Genomic DNA, 21,941 nt, shown 5'->3' on the forward strand with positions numbered 1-21,941 from the left:
GTCGCCAGGGTGGTCTTGTGGATACGGTTCACGGTGGGACTCCTCTTTCTTTCCTTTGGTTTTTTCTATTTGATTTCCGTGACGGACTGGTCGCTTCTAGCGAGCGCACCGTAGGAGCGCCTTCAGGCGCGATAGGCTGAATTTGCCCCGCGGTTGTCGCGGAGCAATCGCGGCTAAAGCCGCTCCTACCATGACGCTAGCGCCCGGCGAACAGCTCGGCGATGTCTTCGGCGTGTTCCTTCTCGATCAGCGGGCGCTTGAGCTTTTGCGTGGGCGTCATCAGCCCGTCTTCGATGGTCCACGGCTCGGTGAGGATCTTCACGCGGCGGATCTGCGCGTAGCCGGGGAAGTCCTCGAGACGGGCGTTGACGCGCTTGAGCACCAGCCGCTCGACAAAGCGGTCAGTGAGCGTTTCCGGGTCCTCGGGATCCATGTCGAATTCGTGCATCAGACCGGCAAAGGTTTCCGGCTCGACCACCACCAGTGCCGCGAGCTGATGCTCGCCCTCGCCCAACACCAGTACCTGGTCGACCAGCGGGTCGAGGCCGATGGCGGACTCCATCGCCGCCGGCGGCACCTTCTCGCCGTTGGCCATGACGATGATGTCCTTGAGCCGGCCGGTGATGCGGATGTGGCCATCCTCGTCGATCGCCGCCTGGTCGCCGGTGTGCAGCCAGCCGTTCTCGTCGATGGCTGTCGCGGTGGCCTCCTCGTTCTTCCAGTAGCCCTGCATCACGCCGGCGCTCTTGACCAGGAGCTCGTCGTGCTCGCCGAGACGCACCTCGACGCCCTCGAGCACCGTGCCGATGGTTTCGGGGCGGTTGTCCTCGGGGCGGTTGACGGAGACCACGGGGCTGGCCTCGGTCAGGCCGTAGCCCTGCAGCACCGGCACGCCAATGCCGGTGAACAACGTCGCCAGTTCGGGAGACAGCGGCGCCCCGCCGCAGATGGCATAACGCAGCCGGCCGCCGAGACGCTCGCGGAGCTTATGGGCCACGAGACGGTCGAATAGCGGCCAGAAGGCGGCCTTCACGGCACTGCCGCCGCGCCCTTGAGCGCGCTCAAAGCGGGCCGTGCCCACGGACACGGTGCGCTCGAACAGGGTCTGCGCGACCTTGCCCTTCTTCTTCAGGGCCGAGCCGATGCGGTCGTAGACGCGCTCGTAGACGCGCGGCACGGAGATCAGCAGGGTCGGCTTGATGATGCCCAGATCCTCGCCCAGCTGCTGCGCCGAGCGGGCGAAGGCGACGGTCGAGCCGCAGATCATGGGGAGGTAATAGCCGCCGGTGCGCTCGAGGGTATGCGACAGGGGCAGGAATGAGAGGAACAGGTCGTTCCCGGTGATCGAGGCGACCTTCGAGCAGGCAAACGCGTTCTCCAGCATGTTGCTGTGCGTGAGCATCACGCCCTTGGCCCGCCCGGCCGTGCCGGAGGTGTAGACGATCGATGCCAGCGTCTGGCCATCGGCCTCCAGGCGCACCGGCTCGCCGCGGGCGCCGAAGGTCCAGTCGGCGAAGGACTCCAGGTGCTTGTCCTTGGCGCCGTCCTCCACGTCGACCGGCGCGAGCGTGATGATGTGCTTGAGCGTCTCGAACCCGTCGGAGACGGCCTCGAGCCCCCGCCACTGGCGCCGGCCATCGACGACCAGCAGCTTCGCCCCGGTCTCCTTGATGATCTTCGCCACGTTCTGTGGCCGGTCGTCCGTGTACAGCGGCACGGTCACCAGCCCGAGACCCAGGGCGGCCTGGTCGAACAGCACCCACTCGCGCGCGTTCTTCAGCATCATCGCGATGCGATCACCCGCCTCCAGGCCGTCACGCTTCATCGCCGCCTGGATGCGACCCACTTCATAGGCCATGTCGCCCCAGGTGGTGTCGATCCAGTCCTGGCAGCCGGGATCGTACTGCCGATACGCGATCGCCTCGGGCGTGCGCGCGACGCGCTCGAAAAAAAGCCCGCTCAGGTTGACGGCCTGGGCAGGCGTGACGCGGTGATCCGCCAAGTGACTGGCGTGGGTCGGGTTGGGCGAGGACATCGTTTTCCTCCGGCTAACATCCTGAACTTGCCGGAGTGTAACAGTGCGGTTACGGGAGGTAACGGCAGAGAGTTTTATGCCCCATCAGGGGCGAAAGCCTGTTGCAAGGCCATTTATCACCTAGACCAAGGACTCGGAGACGAGGTGATGAACTGGCGTGGGAGGGGTTTCGCACGCCGCTTGCGTGGTGCGACTTAGCGCAGCCGCCGTGCACGGCGTGCGAGGGTATTTTCTTGCTTGTCCAAGAAAACACCCGAAAAGAAGGACACCCCACGGCTTGGCCCTTCGGGCCTTCGAGGCCGGACTTCTGTCCGACCTCGAGGCCTCACGACCGACGGATGGCTCGGGGCCGGCTCGACGTGACCTCCTGTCACGGCGAGCCTCGGAGCGACGTCCCTGTCGCTCCGCCCCCGGCCAGCCGTCGGCCGTGAGGCAAGCCGAAAGGGGATGACACCTTCGCTTCACGCCATGCAGAAATTTGGCATTTCGGCACCTTCCGATCGAATCAGATGGCCACCGGATCGATCTCCTGGGTGACGCTGTCGCCTCGCTCAATCTCGGCGCGACGCAACTCGTATTCCATCTGCAGGTTCAGCCAGAAGCGCGCCGTGGTGCCGAAGTACCGCGCCAGGCGCAATGCCGTGTCCGCCGTTACGACCCGGCGCTCGACGACGATGTCGTTGATGCGGCTGGGCTGCACCTTCAGCGCCTTGGCCAGCGCATTGGCGCTCAGCTCCATCGGCTCGAGATAGTCCTCACGCAGGATTTCGCCCGGGTGGACCGGGCGCATGCCGTTATCGATGATGTTCGCCATCTGATCAACCGCGCAACAATCCCTTGACGCTGATGTCCTCGTCCAGTGCGGGCCAATGAATGCCCTCACCGTCTCCGAGTAACTCGAACGTCTCAAGTTGCTTCCGATCGGCGCCCGCGAGCGATGGGAACCAGGCCAACGGCACGCTGATCTTGCGACCATCGACAAGCACTACTGTAATGTCGTCGTCACCGAAAAATACTCGCTCAGCTCGGGGCTGCGCCTCAACCGCCAATGTGCTCATTCCAGGCCTCCAGGAAGGTGTCCTGATTCTTCCGAACTATGTCCATTATGGTCCGGAGTTCATGGGACGGGAAGTGGCTCGAACTCGCCAGCGCAACTGGCTTAAGCCAGCATTTCGCCAAGAGGCGATCCCGCTGCACGTGAATATGCGGCGGCTCACCGTGCTCGTTGCTGTAGAAGAAGAATCGATAGGGTCCAGATCGAAGTACCGTTGGCATACGCGTCCCTGCGTTAGCTACTTGGGCTATCACACGATCATTGCACAATTCCGACGTTCATCAACATGGTATGAAGGAACGTTTCGCACGCCGATTGCGCAATGCGGCACGGAGCAAACGCCGGGCCTGGCGCGCGAGGGCATTTTCTTGCTTGTCCAAGAAAATACCCGAAAAGAAGGACACCCCGTCGGCTTGGCCCTTCGGGCCTTCAAGGACGGACTGTTGTCCGCTCTTGAAGCCTCACGACCGCCGGCTGGCTTCGGGGCCGGCTCGACGCGACATCGTGTCGCGGCGAGCCTCGGAGCGACGTCCATGTCGCTCCGACCCCGGCCAGCCGCCGGCCGTGAGGCAAGCCGAAAGGGGGCAAACCTTCGTCTACCGCCGTGCGGTCCGATTGACGCCTCGACCTCTTGGGACATTCGAACCGCAAAAACCCAAAGGCAACACGCCGCTTGAGCGTGCCTAGCAATTGCAATCGAAGGGTGAGCCCCCTTACGCCTTGCCTCACGAGCGGGGAATCGCAGGGTCGGGCCGCCAAGGACGGCGGCCCGAGGTTCGCCGCGACAGGACGTCGCGTCGAACCGACCCGTCCGCGATGCCCCGTTCGCGAGGCTGATCGCGGCAGCGATCAGGCCCGCAGGGCCAAGGCGTCGGGGTGTCCTTCTTTTCGTCGGTTTTCTTGGACAAGCAAGAAAACCGACTCGCGCGCCAGGCACAGAGCCAGATGAGTAGTGCTCCGAGCTAACGGCGCGTGAAACAGTCCGCCGGGTGATGACGAACCGCTCCTCGTTTAGGAAACCAGTTAACCGCAGAAATTGACGCTCTAAGACAAGAAAAGCCGCCGCTCAAGCCACTGGCGGCAGCAATATCATATATTTGGCTGGGTCCGACCCCATATTGGGGTCTGTAGGAAGCCCGCCTTCCACCTCTTCAGAATGCCGAAGTCCGGACTACAACAAAAGCGGGCCTAGCAAAAACAGAAAAGACAATGCAAAAGAAAGCCAACCAGAACCCAAAACTAATATCAACGCATTCCGTGGAACACGACGCGACCTCGCCTTATGCTCCACTAGACCCACATAAGAGAGCAAAAAACAAAACAAAGACAACACAAACAAAGCTGCGGAAATCTTTATTTCTACTGCTAAGGGATCTATATCGTGGTATTTAAACAGCAAAGCAAATATAGCCGCCGAACAAATAGACAAAAGAATTTTGACCCAATCAAGGTAGTCCTTGACCTCACGACTCGGAATATCAACCAAAAACATACACAACCATCCCCTAATTGTTGTGTCGGGAATATTGAGCGAGAGTGTCTACAACTCTAACCACAAAGTCCTCACTAAGGTAATCGGAGCGGACAGGTTTCCGATCACCGGACTGATCCACTCCATTGGAAAACATCTTTTCACTCAAAGCAGACTTAATCCGGCTCTGCTCAGATCGTTCCAGAGAACTTAGAAATGGATCGATGGCCTTCACCTGCAGAGCAAACCATCTAGACCTCTTCTCATTATCACGATGCCGATTTGATTGCCGAGCCGAAAATACGGCCCCACCCAACAAGACGGCCGACATGGAAAAGACCGTAATCAATCTAGCCCAGACAACCGATTGAGGGTCTGAGTCTATAGGTGGATGACCATAAACATATAACAACCAACCCGCGGTTAGAACGACAAACACTATCGAAAGCCTTCGCCAATTGTTAGCTTTTCCACCTTCTTCATCGGCAGTCTTTTGATACCCTCCGCCAACGGTATCACCGGCGGCAAGGCCGTATAATTCGAGTATTGCCTTATGCTTAGACTCAGAATCCGCGAGAATATCTTTGGATCGGTCACTAAGGTGCGTAGCATGTCGATTAAATTCACTTTCGGCGTTATCTAGAACCTCGCGCTTCTCAGACAAAAAATCCTGCTCAGCTTTTTCAACGATCCCTGAGAAGTAAGACAGCCTTTTCTCCTGAGACTCGGAGAATTGTTCCTGCCATTTTGACATTTGTGAGTTAACCTCACTTCTTCGGCTTTCAACTTGCTTCTCGAGATCATCCAAAACCTTTTTGGAATAATCGACTTCGTCATTCAACTCCTGAAGACGATCTAAAGATTCATTCTTTTTCCTAGACAGGAAATCTGAAACCTCGTCTATCTGAGACTCAATTCTTTTAATATCAATCTGAATGTCATCAGATCTAGTAAGGCCTCGAAATATTGAAAGGCTGGCCAGAGGACCAACCATGTGGTTGTTTGAGTTGATCAGATTCTGAACTTGACCCGAGTTAAAATACCCCTGAGCCTGATTCCAAATATTTTGATGCCGAAGGTTATTATTCAGAGAGTCCAGATGATTTGTTGGGGCAAGCTCTTTATCGACTTTGGAAAGGATGTTCTCTAAAGCATCAATAGTCTTCAAGAACCTACGCCGTTCTGACGTTTCGCCAGATTTAAGCTCATCGTCCCTTGACTCGACCCAATCCCTTAGCTGAGTGAGCGCTTCGTGGACTGGGTGATTATCAAAATTCTCTTCCCACCGACTCATAACCCACCTATTTATCTTCCGTGAAGTATGCTTAAACTAAAAAAAACAATATTGTTTGCCGCAAGACTAAAGATTTCGCCCCGGATAGTACGCCGCCGCCCGAGTAACGGTATCCAGTTCCTCCAACCGCTCCATCAACGTAGCCTCCGGCGCCACCCGCCACTCGTCGGCCAGACGAAACGCCCCACGCCCCAACTCACTCTGCACCTCGACAATCACCGGCAGCCCCTCCGCCTCGCGGAACGGCTCGACGATATCGAGCAACCGCTCGGTCGCCTCGATGCCGCAGTCGGGCGTGAGCGCCACGGTGACGCACTGGGCAAAGCGCGCCCGCGCCTCGCCGAGCGTGTAGAGCCGCTTGTGGCGGATGCGCAGGTTGCCGTTGAAGGAATCGAAGGAGACGTCGCCCTCGACGATCACCAGCTGGTCGCGGCCGACGCGGTCGGCCAGGGTCTCGATGTCATCGCCCACCAACCGCATCTCGCCACGACCGTGGCCATCGTCCAGGGTGATGAACAGCTGCTTGTCGCCGCCCTGCGTGCGCATGGTGCGCTCGGCGACGCACAGCCCGGCCACCACGGCCGGCGTGCCGCGGACGAAGCCACCGCCGGCAGCGGCCGCGGCGGCCTCGGCCTTGTCGGTCAGCTCGTCCAGCCGTCCGGTGATGAAGCACTTGATCTCGTCGATGTACTGGTTGATCGGGTGGCCGGTGAGGTACAGCCCGAGCATGTTCTTCTCGAGGCGCAGTCGCTCGTCATCCGACCATTCGGGCAACGGCTTGATCGGGCTGGCGACGGCCGTCTCCGGCTCGTCCATGCCGCCGAACAGATCACTCATCCCGGCCTCGGCGGCGTTGGCAACCTGGCTGGCCGCCTTCATCGCCTCGGGGATGTGGGCGTGCAGGGCGGCGCGTGAGGGCCCGAGCTCGTCGAGCGCCCCGGCGCAGACCATGGCCTCGAGCACGCGCTTGTTGAGCGTGCCGGCACCGACGCGCTGGCAGAAGTCGTTCATGTCGCGGAACGGTCCATTCTCGCCGCGCTCCTCGACGATGCGCTGGATGACGCCCTCGCCCACCCCGCGGATCGCGCCGAGGCCATAGACAATCTCGCGCTCGCCGCCGGCGGTGAAGCGGTAGGCGCAGCGCTGCACCGACGGCGGCACCACGTCGAGCTCCATGCGGCGGCATTCCTCGATCAGGCCGACCACCTTGTCGGTGTTATCCATGTCCGCGGAAAGCACGGCGGCCATGAAGTACGCCGGGTAGTGGGCCTTGAGCCAGGCGGTCTGGTAGGCGACCAGCGCATAGGCGGCCGAGTGCGACTTGTTGAAGCCGTAGCCGGCGAATTTCTCCACCAGGTCGAAGATGTAGCCGGCCTGGTCGACGTCGACGCCCTTCGCCGATGCGCCATCGAGAAAGATCTGGCGCTGCTTGGCCATTTCCTCGGCCTTCTTCTTGCCCATCGCCCGGCGCAGCAGATCGGCGCCGCCCAGGGTGTAGCCGGCCAGGATCTGGGCGATCTGCATGACCTGTTCCTGGTACACGATCACCCCGTAGGTGGGCTTCAAGACCTCTGTGAGCCAGGGATGGAGGTACTCGACCTCCTGCTCGCCCTTTTTGCGCAAGATGAAGTCGTCGACCATGCCCGAATCGAGCGGCCCCGGGCGGAACAGGGCCACCAGGGCGATGATTTCCTCGAAGTTGTCCGGCTGGAGCTTCTTGATCAGGCCCTTCATCCCCTTGGACTCGAGCTGGAACACTGCGGTGGTCTCGCAACGCTTCAACAGCTCGAAGCTCTTGGGGTCGTCCATCGGGATCGCCGAGATGTCGATCGACTCTTGGCCCGCCTGCTCACGCGAGGCGTTGATCGCCTTCAGCGCCCAGTCGATGATGGTGAGGTTACGCAGGCCCAAAAAGTCGAACTTCACCAGACCGACGGCTTCGACGTCATCCTTGTCGAGCTGGGAGGCCGGCGAGGCGTGATTGGCCTCGCAGAACATCGGCGTGAAGTCGGTGAGCTTGGAGGGCGCGATCAACACCCCGCCGGCGTGCTTGCCCACCGAGCGCGGCAGGCCCTGCAGGGCGCCGCCCATGTCGATGATGGCCTGGACCTCCTCGTCGCGGTCGTAGAGGTCCTTCAAGTCGGCCGAGTAGCGCTCGGGTTCCTTCTGGCTCTTTTCGGTGCGCCCGAGGGCGTCGTCGAGTGAGACGTCCATGCCCGGCTTGAACGGAATCAGCTTGGCGATGCGGTCGACGAAGCCGTAGGGGTAGCCCAGCACCCGGCCGACGTCGCGCACCACCGCCTTGGCGGCCATGGTGCCGTGGGTGGCGATCTGCGAGACGGCGTCACGGCCGTAGCGCTCGGCGACGTAGTCGATCACCCGGTCCCGCCCTTCCATGCAGAAGTCGATATCGAAGTCGGGCATCGAGACCCGTTCGGGGTTCAGGAACCGCTCGAACAGCAGGTCGTAGGCCATCGGGTCGATGTCGGTGATCAATAGCGCCCAGGCGACGATCGAGCCCGCGCCCGAGCCCCGCCCCGGCCCGACCGGGATGTCCTGGCGCTTGGCCCACTGGATGAAGTCCGCGACGATCAGGAAGTAGCCGGGGAACCCCATCTGGATGATGACGTCCAGCTCGCGCTCGAGCCGTTCGCGGTAGGTCTGGTGGTCTTCGGCCGGCACGCGCTCGAGGCGCTCTTCAAGCCCCTGCGCGGAGAGCTCGCGGAGATAGTCGGATTCGCTCTGCCCCGCCGGGGTCGGGAAGTTGGGCAGGAAGTTCTCGCCGAGTTTCAGGGTGACGTTGCAACGCTCGGCGATGGCGAGGCTGTTGTCGATCGCCTCGGGGATGTCGGCGAACAGCTCGCGCATCTCGGCCGCGGTGCGCAGGTACTGGCGGTCGGAGTAGTCGCGCGGGCGGCGCGGGTCCTCGAGCGTGCGGCCCTGGTTGATGCACACCCGCACCTCGTGGGCCTCGAAGTCCGACTGGTCGAGAAAACGCACGTCGTTGCTGGCAACGACCGGCAGGTTCTTCGCGATGGCCAGATCCACGGCGGATTCGATGAACGCGCCCTCGTTGACGCGGTTGGTGCGCGTGAGCTCGAGATACAGCCGGTCGGGGAAGCGCTGGGTCCAGAAGGCGAGCGCCTCGTCGACGACATGATCCAGCCCGTGGACGAGACCACGACCAAGATCGCTGTCCACGCCGATCAGCGCGATCAGGCCATCGGTCTTCTCAGGACTCAGCCAGTCTCGGTTCAGGCAGGGCCGGTCGTCGTGCTGGCCCTCGCAGTAGGCCTGCGAGAGCAGTTCGGTCAGGTGCAAAAAGCCGGTGTCGTTCTGCGCGAGCAGCACCACGCGCGACGGTGGGGTCTGGGCGTTCTCGTAGACGAAGCAGTCCGCGCCGAAGATCGGCTTGATGCCGGCACCCAGCGCGGCCTTGTAGAACTTCACCATCGCGAACAGGTTGCCCTGGTCGGTCAGGGCGATGGCGGGCATGCCGCGTTCCTTGGCGTACTTGACCGCGTCCTTGACGCGCAGGGTGCCGTCGATCAGCGAGTACTCGCTGTGCACGTGGAGGTGGACGAAGCTCATTTGCCCTCCAGCATGGCGAGGGTCTCGGCTTCCATGTCCTTCAAATCCTGCATCTCGCCGTCGGTAAAGCCGGCGGCCTTGCGGCCGAACTCGTCGTAGGGGCCGCGGATGCGCCCGCTCATGTACTGCTGCAACAGCTCGCGGAAGGTGGTGCGCGGATCGACGCCGCGCTGCTCGCAGGCGTAACGGAACCAGCGCGTGCCGATATGAACGTGCTCGATTTCCTCGGTGTAGATCACATCGAGGATGTCGATCAGCGGCTGGTCGTCGTACTGGGCGAGTTTGCGCTGGATGCCGGGGGTCACGTCCAGCCCCCGGGCCTCGAGCACGCGCGGGATCAGCGCCATGCGCACCAGCACGTCGTGCTCGGTGCCGTGAACGGTCTCCCACAGGCTGGCGTGGGCCGGGAACGAGCCGTACTCGTAGCCGCGCTCGCGCAGGTAGGCATTGAGCAACTCGAAGTGCTTGGCCTCGTCGCGGGCCACCGACAGCCAGTCACGGTAGAAATCCGCCGGCATGGCATCGAAGCGGTAGCAGGCGTCCAGGCCGATGTTCATGGCGTTGAACTCGATATGCGCGAAGGAATGCGCCATCGACGCGCGGCCTTCGGGCGTGGCCGGGCCGCGCTTGGGGACGTCGCGCGGGGCGACCAGCTCGGGGCGCGCCGGACGGCCCGGGTCGGGTACCGGTTCGACCGACGCCGGCGGGAGCAGCACCTGGGCATCCGGCATGGCCATCGCCTCGTCATAGAGCGCGCGGACGGCATCGGCCTTGGTGGCGGGGTCGTTGTCGCGCAGGGCCCCGCCCGCGCGCTCGCGGAGCGTGTCGGTCATGCCCGCCCTCCCCGCTTGGCGCCACGCTTCTGGGCGCGCTGGCTCAAGAAGTCGCGCAGGTCGTCCTCGAGTTGGCGGTAGCGGGCGATCGCGGCCCGCCCGGTCTCGGTCACGGTGGCGTGACCGCCGCCGGCGCCACCGACTTCCTTGGCGACATACGGCTCGTCCTCGAGCTGGTTGACCTCCTGGATCAGCGACCAGGCGCGCTTGTAGCTCATGCCCAGGGTGCGGGCGGCGTGGCTGATCGAGCCGAGCTCGTCGATTGCCTCCATCAGCCGCACCTTGCCCACGCCCAGATAGTGCTCGCCGGCCTCGTCAATCAGCCACAGCCGGGCGTGGATGCCCGGGGCATAGGCCTGTCCAGGAAGGCGATTCTGGCGGGATTTCTTCGGCATGCGCGATCGATCCGTGACGGGGCGGGTGGGGGAGAATGAATGCGCCCCATGATACCCGAGCGGGTCGGGCGGGTGGCAAGGGAAGGACAGGAATCTGGCGCTTTATTCCATCGTCGCCAGGGCGGCCGCTAGAGCGGCCCTCTTGAGCGAGGTTTACCTCACGATTGTGAATTCCGTAGGAGCGCCTTCAGGCGCGAAATCCAATCGCGGAAACCTGCCTATCGCGGCTAAAGCCGCTCCTACGGTGGGCTGGCTCAGCCGCGGCGGGTGTCGAGCGCGTCGCGGGTGGCCTCGCCGACGAAGATCAGGAGCACCAGCGTGCCGACCAGGACGAAGAAGGTCGAGACCGACAGCCACCAGGCGTCGATGTTCGACTTGCCCTGCGAGAGCAGCTCGCCCAGCGAGGGCGTGGATGGCGGCACGCCCAGACCGAGGAAGTCGAGACTGGTCAGGGCGAGCACCGCCCCGGAGATGCGGAACGGCAGGAAGGTGATCACCGGGGTCATGGCGTTGGGCATCAGGTGGCGGAACATCAGCCTCGGCCCCGAGACCCCCAGCGCGCGGGCGGCCCGAACGTAGTCGAGGTTGCGCCCCTTGAGGAACTCGGCGCGCACGTAGTCCGACAGCCCCATCCAGCCGAACAGGGCCAGCAGGGCCAGCAGCAGCCCGATCGAGGGCTCGAAGATCGAGGCGAAGATGATCAGCAGGTACAGCTCCGGTAGTGCCGCCCAGACCTCGATGAAGCGCTGGAAGACCAGATCCGTCTTGCCACCGAGATACCCCTGCACCGCCCCGGCGAGCACGCCGATCGCCGTGCCGATCACCGTCAGGGCGAGCGCGAACAGCACCGAGATGCGAAAGCCGTAGATCAGGCGCGCGGCGACGTCGCGGCCGCGATCGTCGGTGCCCAGCAGGTGGCGACTGTTCGGCGCGGCCGGGTTGGGCTCTTCGTTGTAGTAGTCGATGGTGTCGAAGGAGAACGGGATCGGCGCGCGGATCACCCAGCCGTCGCGCTCGATCAGCTCGATCACATGTGGGTCGGTGTAATCCGCGGCGGTGGCGAAGTCCCCGCCGAAGCGCGTCTCGGGGTAGTCGTTCCACAGCGGGAACAGCAGCTCGCCCTGGTACTGGGCCAGCAGCGGCCGGTCGTTGGCGATCAGTTCGGCACCGAGGCTCAGGACGAACAGCGCCAGGAACACCCACAGGCTGATCCAGCCACGCCGATGGCGACGGAAACGTTTCCAGGCACGTGCCGCCGTGGAAACCTGCCCCTCGGTGCCACTGCCCTTGGTGACGGCCGTGTCCGCTCCGGCATCAACGATCGACATCAAGGAGCCTCTTTATGGATCGTGACACCGCTCTGCGCGGCTTGAGACAACCAATTAAGCCATGCCAACGAAGCACGCGCCCACCCGCGCGATAACGACATGGCGGCTGACCGAGCCACGCCGCGCCCTTCGGGCCCAGCCGAGACGTCCGCCTCCGGCGTTGCGATGCCTTGACGTGCCCACCGGCACGCCGGCGTCATCGCGCCTTGGTGGCGAACGTCTCGACAGATCAGAGCAGCATCACGACCCATGCAGAGGCTCCTACCGAACGGCTTCGAAGTGAATACGCGGATCGACCCAGACGTACACCAGGTCGGAGAGCAGCTTGCCGAACAGCCCGATCAGACTGAAGACGTAGAGCGTACCCAGCACCACGGGATAGTCACGCTGCAGCACGGCGTTGTAGGAGAGCAACCCCAGCCCGTCAAGCGAAAAGATGGTCTCGATCAGCAGGCTGCCGGTGAAGAATGCACCGATGAACGCCGCCGGAAAACCGGTGACGATCGGAATGAGCGCGTTGCGAAAGACGTGGCGGTAGAGCACCGTGCGCTCGGCCAGGCCCTTGGCGCGCGCGGTGAGCACGTACTGCTTGCGGATTTCCTCGAGGAAGCTGTTCTTGGTCAGCATGGTCATCACCGCGAAGTTGCCCACCACCATCGCCGTGATCGGCAGCACCAGGTGCCAGAGGTAATCCAGTATTTTCCCAATCAGCGACAACTGCTCGAAGTTGTCCGAGGTCAGCCCACGCAGCGGGAACCACTGCACGAAGCTGCCGCCACCGAACAGCACCAGCAGTACCAGACCAAGCACGAAGCCCGGGATGGCATAGCCGACCAGGATCACCGTCGAGGTGATCGAGTCGAACTTGCTGCCGTCGCGCACCGCCTTGGCCACCCCGAGGGGGATGGAGACGAGATAGGTGAGCAGGAAGGTCCACACCCCGAGACTGATCGAGACCGGCAGCTTCTCGACAATCAGCTCGGCGACGCTGCGCTGGTAAAAGTAGGAGTCGCCCAGATCGAAGGTCAGGTAGTTACCGAGCATATCGCCGAAGCGCTGGTAGGCCGGCTGGTCGAAGCCGTAGAACTCGCGGAACTGCTCGATCTGCTCCTCGCCCAGGCCCTGTTCCCCGCGGTAGAGCCCGCCGGTGAACTGCCCGCCCGATTCGGCCGCCGCGCCCTGCGTGCCGCCCTTCAACTGCATCATCAGCTGCTCGACCGGTCCGCCAGGGACGAACTGAATCACGGCAAACGAGATCAGCAGGATCCCAAACAAGGTCGGGATCATCAGGGCGAGGCGCTTGGCGATATACGCGCCCATCTACTCTGCTCCGCCCCTGTCGTTGGGTCCGCTGTTCGGGCTGGCCGGGATGCGTGAGACCGGCGCCTCGCCATCGCAGTTCTCCACGCAGACCACGCGACGTTCGACCTGCCCGCCGCAGCCGACGTAGCACTGGTCGAAGGCGGCCTGGCAGCCGCAATCGATGTTGCATTCCTGGTCGATCACCGCCGCGCGAATCGCTTCGCGACTGGGCGCCTCGGGCGGTATCGGCGGGTCGTCGTGGAAGCGGTCGGTGAACCAGAACGAGGCCGGGTAGCCGTAGTAGAACGGGTCACGGTACAGCCCGAACTGCATGGCGCGGTCGAGCTGGTAGTACTGGCGCTCGCGCATGTAGACACGCCGCTCGGCGTCGTACTGGCGCAGGGCCTGATCGAAGGCGGCATCCACCTGCGGGCCGATGCCGGCGATGCAGCTCTGCCGACGCGACTGGCAATCGGACTGGCAGGCCTGCATGTCGGTCTGGCAGCCCTGCAGGCAGGACAGCCCCGCCTGGCTCGTGGGTGGCAGGTAGCGCACCTCGGTGGCATAGCGCGGACCGGCACAGCCAGCCAGTACCACGACGGCTGCCAGGGCCAACAGGGCCAACAGCGGGGCCATTCGCCCCGCACCGATCCAATCAGGCGAGTCGGTGCGTGACACCGGCCGGTCGTTTGTTTTCATGACGGGCTCCCTCCATTCAGGCTGCTCACGTCGTTGACCACTGGCCCCGGCTGGGGTTCGGCGTGTGTCTCCCACCAGGTCTGCATCACCCATTCCGCCCCACTGAAATAACGCGGCAGCGGCTCGTCGTGGTAGTCAAAGCGGTTCCACCACGCCAACCGATGCGCGCCGATGTACCAGTTGGGCACCAGGTACTCGTTCCACATGAGCACCCGATCGAGCGCGCGGCAGGCGGTAACCAGGGCCCCACGATCCTCGGCGTAGATCACCGCATCGATCATCGCATCGACCGCCGGGTCGTCGATACCACTGTAGTTCCTCGAGCCCTCACGTTGCGCCGATTCGCTGCCGAACATCTCGCGCAGCTCGTTACCCGGCGACTGCGACTGGCCGTAGGACACGACGGTCATGTCGAACTCGAAGCGGTTCATGCGCCGCTGGTAGAGGGCTACGTCGATGGTGCGGTAGGAGACATCGATGCCCAACCGACGCAGGTTGTAGGCAAACGGCGCGACGATGCGCTCGAAGCCGCGCTGCGACAGCATGATCTCGAAGGAAAATGCCTGACCGACGGCGTTGCGCAACTTGCCGTCTTCCAACCCCCAGCCGGCCTGGGCCAGCAGTTGCTGGGCCTCGACCAGGTGCCGTCGCTGGATCTCGGGATTCGGCGCGAACGGCACCACGTGCGCCTGCTCGAACAACTCGGGCGGCAACTGCTCCCGGAATGGTTGCAACAACTCGAGCTCGGTGCCTTCGGGTATGTTCCGTGCGGCCAGCTCACTGTTGGCGAAGTAACTCTCGCAACGACTGTACTGGCCGTAGAACAGGTGCACATTCGACCAATGAAAATCGAAGGCGAGATTGAGGGCACGGCGAACGCGTCGATCCTGGAACAGCGACCGGCGGGTGTTCATGGCAAACCCCTGCATGCCGGCGTTGTTGCGATGCGGGATCTCGCGGCGACGGATGCGCCCCTGGTCAAACGGCTTGCCGTGGTAGGCGCGTGCCCAGCGCTTGGAATTGGTTTCATGGAAGACATCGAACTCGCCGGCCTTGAACGCCTCGAGTGCCACCGTCTCGTCCTTGTAGTACTTGAACCCCAGCGTGCGGAAGTTGTGCATGCCCTGGTTCACGCCGAGATCCTGCGCCCAGTAGTCGTCACGACGGCGATAGCGGATGTTGCGACCGAAGTTGACCGCCTCGATCTGGTAGGGGCCGCTGCCCGGCAACGGCGTGCGCGAATGCTCGGCAAAATCGACGTCGATCAGGGCATCCCGGGAAAACACCGGCAGTTCGCCAATGATCATGTGCAACTCGGGATTTGCGCGACGGAAATCGAACCGCACGTGCAAGGGGTCGACCGCCGAGGCCCCCGCCACGTCGGCCCAATAGTAACGATAGCGCGGGTGCCCGGCCTCGCCCACCAAGGTCTCAAAACTGAACACCACGTCTCGGGCGGTGACCGGCCGTCCATCGACGAAACGCGCCTCGCTGTTGATGCGAAACGTCGCCGACAGGCCATCATCGGCCAGCTCGAGCCGATCGGCCAACAGGCCATAGACGGAAAACGGCTCGTCCCAGGCCCGCACCACCAGCGTGTCGAAGAGCAAGGTGTTGGTGCCTGCGGCGGCCAACCCCTTGAGCAGGAAGGGATTGAGCGAATCGAAGGAGCCGAATACCGACAACGTCAGGGATCCCTCGCGCGGGGCGGCAGGATTGACGTAGTCGAAATGCGGGAATTCCACCGGGTAGGCAGGCGAATAGCCCAATCCCTCGGCAAAGCCGGCGGCCCTTGTCAGCGTCGGCAGGGTCGACATCGCGGCCAGGCCACCCAGCCCGGCAATCCGGCGCAGGAACGCACGCCGGTCGGGCAACAGGCAGTTTGTCCCGTCGACGGGGGTATCGGCCGCCTCGATACAATCGATCGGCCGCAATCTGGCGGCTGTGGGATGCTTGTTGCTCATCAGGCGAATACAATACGGTGAAAGTCGAACGCAGGCCAAGCATCACCGGGCGTTTTTACCCGCCCGCATCGATGCCGCCGCCCCCACCTTTGGAAAACAGGAGAGACCCATGGGATTCCTATCCGGCAAGCGCGCCCTGATTACCGGCATTGCCAACAACCGCTCGATCGCCTACGGCATCGCCGAGGCCATGCACCGCGAAGGTGCCGAGCTGGCCTTCACCTACCTCAACGACCGCTTCAAGCCGAAGGTCGAGAAGGCCACCAAGGATCTGGGATCCTCGATCTACCTGCCGCTGGACGCCACCGATGACGCACAGGTCGACGCGCTGTTCCCGGCGCTGGCCGAGCACTGGCCCGAAGGCGTGGACATCGTGATCCACGCGATGGCCTTCGCCCCGCGCGAGGCGCTCGACGGTGATTTCCTCGACGGCATGTCCCGCGAAGCCTTCGCCCAGGCGCACGACGTCTCGGCCTATTCGCTGGCCGCCCTGGCCAAGGCTGGTGAGAAGTACATGCGTGATGAAGGCGCCCTGCTCACCCTGAGTTACCTCGGCGCCGAGCGCGTCATGAAGAACTACAACGTCATGGGCGTGGCCAAGGCCTCGCTCGAGGCCACGGTCCGCTACCTGGCCGCCTCGAAGCTCGGCGAGCGCGGCATCCGTGTCAACGCGATCTCGGCCGGCCCCATCAAGACGCTGGCCGCCTCGGGTATCGGCGACTTCAAGGGCTTCCTCGACTACGTCTCCACGAATGCCCCGCTGCGTCGCAACGTCACCATCGAACAGGTCGGCAACACGGCTGCCTTCCTCTGCTCGGACCTCGCCTCCGGGATCACCGGCGAGAACGTGCACGTCGATTCCGGCTACTTCATCACCGGCATGGGTCGCTGCGAAGACTGACCCGGCCCAGTCGGTAGCGACGCGAGCTCAGGGCGCCTTCCGGCGCCCTTTTTCGTTACCCCGCCCGCACGCACTGGCAAGACCGATAAAAACACGAGGTAGGGCCGAGAAAACTTTGATTGGAAAAGAACATTTCCCACCACCAAGATCAGTTAACTAGGAATATCAGTGAATCAGGACATACTGGAGGAAACAGGGACGATGGATACCGGCATCCGCAAGGTCTTTCATTTTGGCGAACAGGTCGACGAGTACCCGGTTCGGGTCATCAACGAGCGCGAGGCACGGGCCGCGGCCGGTCTGCTCGCGCTGTTCGCGGGGTTTGCCTTCGCCCAGGGGTTTCTCAGCGGCGATTTCATGTGGGAGCGCCTGCTGATCCTGGCCTTCACCGTGGAGTTCGGCGTCCGGGTGCTGATCAACCCGCAGTACGCACCGTTCATGATCATGGGCCGCCTGATCACGCGCAACCAGGAGGTCGAATACGTCGGGGCTCCGCAGAAACGGGTGGCCTGGGGGATCGGCCTGCTGATCGCGGCCTTCATGATCTGGGTGGTGTTCGTCGAGGCGAATACCGGCCTGCTGAACCTGGTCGGCTGCTCGGCCTGCCTGTTGTTCCTGGCCTTCGAGTCGGCCTTCGGCATCTGCCTCGGCTGCGTGGCCTACAACCTGCTCACCGGCAAGCAGGCGCAGCTCTGCCCGGGCGGCGCCTGCCGCATCAAGCAGCTCGAGCCGATCCAGCGGATCAAGTGGTGGCAGGTAATCCTGGTGGTGGCCTTCCTCGGCCTGCTCTGGGCGATTCCGGAGTACAACCTCTGGAACATCCAGGACAACGTCGAGGTAGACGACCGCAACTTCGATACGATCGATCTGGACAGTCTCGAGTACTGACCCCGCCGATGATCGCCCCCAACGAAAAAGCCCGCCATCGGCGGGCTTTTTGCTGCGCATGGATTCATCCGACCTTAGCCGCGCTCGACGGTCCCGGCCAGTTCACCGGACTCGGCGCCCTCGTCAGGACGCGTATCCATCAGGATACGGTCCTCGCCACGCAGGCGAGCGACGATCACCGCGCCGGTGGCATCGCTGTAGACGTTGACCGAGGTGCGCAGCATGTCCAGCAAGCGGTCGACGACCAGCAACAGCCCCATGGCCTCCAGCGGCAGGCCGAGGACACCGAGGATCAGGGCGATCGCGACCAGACTCGCCGACGGCACGGCAGCCACGCCGATCGACGTGACCAGGGCGAGGACGACGATCAACACCTGCATCGACAGCGACAGGTCAACGCCGTAGGCCTGGGCGATGAACAGCACCGCGGCACACTCGTAGAGCGCCGTCCCATCCATGTTGATGGTCGCGCCCAGCGGCAGCACGAACGAGGAGGTCTCGCGTGACACGCCGGCCCGCTGCGTGAGCGCCTGCAGGGTGATCGGCAAGGTACCGGCCGACGAAGAGGTGGAAAAGGCGACCAACAAGGCCGGCCAGATCGCGCGCATGAAACGGATCGGCGAACGCCTCGCAACCAGCCACAGTACCAGCGGCAGGACCACCAAGGCGTGAATCGCCAGCCCCATGACCACGGCCAGGAAGAAGTCGATCAGCGGCAGGATTACCGACAGGCCGCTTTCGGCGATCACGCCAGCCACCAGCGCGAACACGCCGATCGGCGCGGTCTTCATCACCCAGTGGGTGATCTGGATCATCACGTCCTGCACGCCGGCCCAGAAGTCCTTGACCGTCTGCATCCCCGGCGAGGTCGCACGGGTCAGCGCGATACCGAACAGGACCGAAAAGAAAATCAGGCCCAGCATTTGCGCCTCGGCCCCGGCCTGGACGATGTTGGACGGCACCATGTCGCGAAGGATGTTGAAGAACTCGGACAGCTCCTTGCCCTCAAGCCGGCCGCTGACCTCGTCACCGATCGGCGGCAGCGCGACGGTTTCCGACAACGGTTGGCCGCCGGAAATCCCCGGCTGGAACAGGTTCATCACCATCAGGGCCGTGGTGACGGCCAGGGTGGTCGAGAACAGGTAGTAGATGACCGTGCGCCCGGCCATCATGCCAACCCCACCGGCACTGCCGATACTCGCGACGCCGGTGATGATCGAGGCGGTGATCAACGGCACGATCAGCATCTTCAGAGCGTCGAGGAACAAGCCGCCGACGAAATCGTAGATGGCCAGCAACGGAATGCCGGCCGCCTCGGTGCCGAACACGGCGCCGAAAAGGAAGGCTGCCGCCAGCGCGGTCAGGATCTGCCAGTGCAAGGCCATGCAATCACTCCTTCTCGCCCACCACCCTCATGGCGGGCGTGGACGGCTGCCGTCAATCGAAGGCGTTTTCGCGAATCTCGACGTCTGCCTCGGCGCGCAACGAGCGCATGAAGGCATCGATCAGACGATTGGCTTGGTTGTTTTCCAACTGGCCGGCCAGTCGGTTGCGGGTCTCGGCGTCCAGTTCGGACGGCTCGCCGGCACGCACGCCACTGAGAACGACCACGGCAGCATCGCCGTCGGACAACTGCGTGGTGGTCGCACTGACCGTCTGCTCGCCGGGCCTGGGCAGTCCAAAGCCCGCCGACAGGGCCTCTGTCGGCATCTCGTCGCTGGCATCGCCTCGGCCAACCCATTGCGCCGAAGTCCAGCTGGCCGCATCGACGTCGGCCACACGCTCGGCCGGATCCTTGCCCGCGACGAGATCGGACTCGATCGCCTCGGCCAGCTCGGCGATTGCCGCCTCGACCTGCTCCGCGCGCCACTGAGCGACGACCTGGTCGCGGACCTCCTCGAACGGCATCGGGTGGGCCTCGCGATGCTCCTCGACACGCAGGACCACGGCGTGGCTATTGTCCAGGTCGACGAGTTGGCTGTTGAAGCGCTCGTCGAGCACCGCCTCCTCGAAGGCGGCCTCGCGCACGGCACGACGCTCGCCGATGCCGTCTCCCGCTTCCCGGCTGATCCAGTCACTGGTCTCGATCTCCAGACCGACGGCCTCGGCGGCCGGCACCAGGCTGTCCGGCTGCTCGTAGCTCACGCTGGCCAGCTGCTCTGCGGCGTCGTAGTAGGCGCGCTCGGCGGCGTCCTGCTTGAGCTGCTCGATCAGCTCGCCCCGTGCCTCTTCCAACGGAGGCACTTCGGCCTGACTGACCTCGTAGACCTGAATCAAGTGCCAACCGAAGCGCGTACGCACCGGCTCGCTGATCTCGCCCTCGCCCAGGTCGGCGACGGCACGGTCGAAGGATTCGGCAATCTCCCCTTCGCCGACGCGACCGAGGTCACCGCCACTATCGCGGGTACTACCGTCATCCGACAGCTCGGCGGCCTTTTCCTCGAAGGCGGCCTCACCCGACTCGATCGCCTCGCGAGCCACCTCCAGGCGCTCACGCGCCTCGTCGACCGTGGCGGCATCGGCATCGCCGGGCAGCTGGATCAGGATATGGCGGGCACGACGCACGGCCTCGTCCGCCTGACGCTCACGATAATCCTCGTACGCCGACTGCAGGGCCGCATCACTGACCTCCTGGGAGGCGGCAAGCTTCTCCGGCGTAATTTCGACGTAGGCCAATTTGACCTGCTCGGGCCGCTGGAAGGCCTCGACACGCTCGTCGTAGTAGGCCTTGAGGGTTGATTCGTCGGGATCGTCGATGCCGGAGGCAACTGCCTGCCGATCGATACGCACCAGTCCGATCTCACGCGACTGATCACGCAGGGCGACCAGCTGGCGCACTTCGGGTTCGGTGACGAAGGCACTGCCGACCAAGGCATTGTCGAGGGTGTTGAACAGTAGGTCGCGTCGCACGTCGTTCTCGAACTGATCAACCGACATGCCCTGCTGGGCCAAGCGACGTTCGTAGGCCTCACGATCGAACTGCCCGTCGCGCTGGAAGGCGGAGATGCCACGGATCGTGGCGGCCACCAGACCATCGGGGACCGTGTAGCCTTGTTCTCGGGTGAACTGGACCAGCAGGCGCTCGTTGATCATCTGGTCGAGCACCTGACGCTTGAGCCCCATCTGCTCGATCATCTCGGCGGTAACCTTCTGCTCGCTCTGAGCGATCAGCTGCTGCCGGCGCTCGCTGAAGGCCTGGTCAAGTTGACGGGCGGTAATCTCTTCGCCCTCGACCTCGGCGACCAGCGTGTCCTTGCCGCCACCCAGGTATTCGCCCACACCCCACAACGCGAACGGGATGCTGATCAAACCAACGATTACATAAGCCAGCCAGCCGCGAATCTTCTCGCGGATATCCATCAACATGTCTACGTCACTCCCGCTTCGGGTCTGTCTTGGTGGTGTGGGGCGCGGCCGTCAATCCGACGGCACGATGATCGGCGCAAATCGAGCCGCATGATAGCAGGGGCGACGCTGCCAACCCATGCCACCGCTTATCTCAGGGGTATCGGACTCGGGCAAGCCCGGCGATCGGTCGACCGACGGTCGCCAGCTTTTCGGGCGGAATCTCCATCCCGCATCCGTGCCTGTCCATGCACCAGGCAAAAAGAAAGGGGCGTTGCCGCCCCTTCTCGTCGGGTGTCGGGCCGTCATTCCGGCCCGCATCCCGTATATATCCCGTTCGGATAGATCAGTTGACCGCGTCCTTGAGGCCCTTGCCTGCCTTGAAAGACGGCAGCTTGGATGCCTTGATGTTGATCGTCTCACCGGTGCGCGGGTTGCGGCCGGTCCGGGCCTCACGTTCGCGAACCAGGAAAGTACCAAAGCCAACCAGCGTGACCTGATCGCCTTTCTTCAGCGCGCCACCAACGGCATCGATGAAGCCATCCAGGGCACTCGCGGCCGCTGACTTGGAAATACCAGCGTTGTCGGCCATCGCATCGATCAGTTCAGATTTGTTCATACCTTGTCATCCCTTGGTGAAAAAAATGTCTGTTCGGGTCCCGGCTCACCGCGCGTCAGCGTCAGGACGCGGCGCAGCTGGCCACCGCACGGAAACAGCGAAAACAGTTATACAAGTGCGACCTTCGGCGTGTCAACACGCAAATTGCCCGCGCAGCGCGCATTCTGGCGCGACAGGTAGCCAGGCAAACCGCTGAATCCACCCGGCAACCCAGCGAACGTC

Annotated in this window: 18 protein-coding genes; 2 read left to right on the top strand and 16 right to left on the bottom strand. The window is 63.2% G+C overall.

Annotated features, from left to right (window positions below; genetic code table 11):
- Window positions 1-196 precede the first annotated feature (196 nt).
- The 13 genes from VWP12_RS09955 to VWP12_RS10015 form a co-directional block, all read right to left on the bottom strand.
- Window positions 197-2,002, bottom strand: a complete 1,806-nt coding sequence (locus tag VWP12_RS09955; protein WP_410474965.1) for an AMP-dependent synthetase/ligase — start codon at window positions 2,000-2,002, stop codon at window positions 197-199.
- Window positions 2,003-2,540: 538 nt separating this feature from the next.
- Complete coding sequence (locus tag VWP12_RS09960) at window positions 2,541-2,840, bottom strand: HigA family addiction module antitoxin (protein ID WP_410474966.1); 300 nt, start codon at window positions 2,838-2,840, stop codon at window positions 2,541-2,543.
- Window positions 2,841-2,853: 13 nt separating this feature from the next.
- Window positions 2,854-3,093, bottom strand: coding sequence for a DUF2442 domain-containing protein (locus VWP12_RS09965; RefSeq protein WP_410473996.1), 240 nt, complete (start codon window positions 3,091-3,093; stop codon window positions 2,854-2,856).
- Window positions 3,074-3,310 (bottom strand): DUF4160 domain-containing protein, encoded by a 237-nt coding sequence (locus VWP12_RS09970; protein WP_250105589.1) that lies wholly within the window; start codon window positions 3,308-3,310, stop codon window positions 3,074-3,076. Before VWP12_RS09970 ends, VWP12_RS09965 begins: the two co-directional genes overlap by 20 nt.
- Window positions 3,311-4,260: 950 nt before the next feature.
- Complete coding sequence (locus VWP12_RS09975; RefSeq protein WP_410473997.1) at window positions 4,261-4,581, bottom strand: hypothetical protein; 321 nt, start codon at window positions 4,579-4,581, stop codon at window positions 4,261-4,263.
- Window positions 4,582-4,594: 13 nt separating this feature from the next.
- Window positions 4,595-5,728 (bottom strand): hypothetical protein, encoded by a 1,134-nt coding sequence (locus tag VWP12_RS09980; protein WP_410473998.1) that lies wholly within the window; start codon window positions 5,726-5,728, stop codon window positions 4,595-4,597.
- A 192-nt stretch (window positions 5,729-5,920) separates the two neighbouring features.
- Window positions 5,921-9,445 carry a DNA polymerase III subunit alpha gene (dnaE, locus tag VWP12_RS09985; RefSeq protein ID WP_410473999.1) on the bottom strand — a complete coding sequence of 1,175 codons (3,525 nt, stop codon included), beginning with the start codon at window positions 9,443-9,445 and terminating at the stop codon, window positions 5,921-5,923.
- A complete protein-coding gene (locus VWP12_RS09990; protein WP_410474000.1) occupies window positions 9,442-10,278 on the bottom strand; it encodes a ferritin-like domain-containing protein in 837 nt (278 codons plus the stop codon). Before VWP12_RS09990 ends, dnaE begins: the two co-directional genes overlap by 4 nt.
- Complete coding sequence (locus VWP12_RS09995; RefSeq protein WP_125197941.1) at window positions 10,275-10,673, bottom strand: winged helix-turn-helix domain-containing protein; 399 nt, start codon at window positions 10,671-10,673, stop codon at window positions 10,275-10,277. The genes VWP12_RS09990 and VWP12_RS09995 overlap by 4 nt, the downstream gene beginning before the upstream one ends.
- A 254-nt stretch (window positions 10,674-10,927) precedes the next feature.
- A complete protein-coding gene (locus VWP12_RS10000) occupies window positions 10,928-12,001 on the bottom strand; it encodes an ABC transporter permease (protein ID WP_410474001.1) in 1,074 nt (357 codons plus the stop codon).
- Window positions 12,002-12,262: 261 nt separating this feature from the next.
- On the bottom strand, window positions 12,263-13,321 hold the full coding sequence (locus VWP12_RS10005) for a microcin C ABC transporter permease YejB (RefSeq protein ID WP_410474002.1): 1,059 nt from the start codon (window positions 13,319-13,321) through the stop codon (window positions 12,263-12,265).
- Window positions 13,322-14,002 (bottom strand): hypothetical protein, encoded by a 681-nt coding sequence (locus tag VWP12_RS10010; RefSeq protein WP_125197938.1) that lies wholly within the window; start codon window positions 14,000-14,002, stop codon window positions 13,322-13,324.
- Complete coding sequence (locus tag VWP12_RS10015) at window positions 13,999-15,966, bottom strand: extracellular solute-binding protein (RefSeq protein WP_410474003.1); 1,968 nt, start codon at window positions 15,964-15,966, stop codon at window positions 13,999-14,001. Before VWP12_RS10015 ends, VWP12_RS10010 begins: the two co-directional genes overlap by 4 nt.
- Before the next feature lie 109 nt (window positions 15,967-16,075).
- Between VWP12_RS10015 and VWP12_RS10020 the strand changes: the two genes are divergently transcribed.
- Together VWP12_RS10020 and VWP12_RS10025 are read left to right on the top strand one after the other, a co-directional pair.
- Window positions 16,076-16,867 (top strand): enoyl-ACP reductase, encoded by a 792-nt coding sequence (locus tag VWP12_RS10020; RefSeq protein ID WP_125197936.1) that lies wholly within the window; start codon window positions 16,076-16,078, stop codon window positions 16,865-16,867.
- 168 nt (window positions 16,868-17,035) lie between these two features.
- Complete coding sequence (locus VWP12_RS10025) at window positions 17,036-17,755, top strand: DUF4395 domain-containing protein (protein ID WP_125197935.1); 720 nt, start codon at window positions 17,036-17,038, stop codon at window positions 17,753-17,755.
- A gap of 74 nt (window positions 17,756-17,829) precedes the next feature.
- Here VWP12_RS10025 and VWP12_RS10030 read toward each other — a convergent pair whose 3' ends face one another.
- The 3 genes from VWP12_RS10030 to VWP12_RS10040 all read right to left on the bottom strand — a co-directional run bounded on the left by VWP12_RS10030 (window position 17,830) and on the right by VWP12_RS10040 (window position 21,719).
- Window positions 17,830-19,140 (bottom strand): dicarboxylate/amino acid:cation symporter, encoded by a 1,311-nt coding sequence (locus VWP12_RS10030; RefSeq protein WP_410474004.1) that lies wholly within the window; start codon window positions 19,138-19,140, stop codon window positions 17,830-17,832.
- A 52-nt stretch (window positions 19,141-19,192) separates the two neighbouring features.
- Window positions 19,193-21,121, bottom strand: coding sequence for a SurA N-terminal domain-containing protein (locus tag VWP12_RS10035; RefSeq protein WP_410474005.1), 1,929 nt, complete (start codon window positions 21,119-21,121; stop codon window positions 19,193-19,195).
- 325 nt (window positions 21,122-21,446) lie between these two features.
- Window positions 21,447-21,719 (bottom strand): HU family DNA-binding protein, encoded by a 273-nt coding sequence (locus tag VWP12_RS10040; protein ID WP_125197932.1) that lies wholly within the window; start codon window positions 21,717-21,719, stop codon window positions 21,447-21,449.
- Window positions 21,720-21,941: the final 222 nt, after the last annotated feature.

The organism is Guyparkeria sp. TX1 (assembly GCF_046523965.1).
GTDB lineage: Bacteria > Pseudomonadota > Gammaproteobacteria > Halothiobacillales > Halothiobacillaceae > Guyparkeria.